Raw genomic sequence first — 418 nt, 5'->3', positions numbered from 1 at the left:
CGCCATACTTGGCCCAGGCCACCAATGTCGCCGATGAGCAGCTGATTGAACGCGCAGTGCGTGACTATATCGAATCACAACACCAAGCTGACCCAGTGCGCATGGAGCGTGGAATAGATACTAAACTTGCAAAGCGCACATACTGGCGGGCCGCCGACGGATCTGAATTCGTCATGAGTACAGATTTCGACGCGATGCTTAAGGTCGCCAAGAACTATAACAGGGATGGCACGAAATTCCCTGAGCATCCGCGTATCGACATCAAGATCCTCGATGTTGACCAACGTGTGGCAACCGTCAAGTTAAGCGCCGATGAATGGATCGACTATATGCACCTGTATAAGACCGATCATAGCGAATGGAAGATCGTCAATGTGCTCTGGCAGTATTACGACACGACGCGCCAGGGCAGCAAAAA

At 51.7% G+C, this 418-nt stretch carries 1 protein-coding gene; it reads left to right on the top strand.

The genetic code is table 11. The annotated features are described in order from the left end of the window. Nucleotides 1-418 (top strand): nuclear transport factor 2 family protein (locus tag GTP46_RS29205; protein ID WP_202414488.1); only part of this gene is annotated, 418 nt, incomplete at both ends.

Origin of the sequence: Duganella flavida, from assembly GCF_009857445.1 — a bacterium.
Classification (GTDB): Bacteria; Pseudomonadota; Gammaproteobacteria; order Burkholderiales; family Burkholderiaceae_D; genus Rugamonas; species Rugamonas flavida.
Note: the sequence above shows the minus strand (reverse complement) of the source record. Positions and strands in the feature narration are given on the sequence as shown.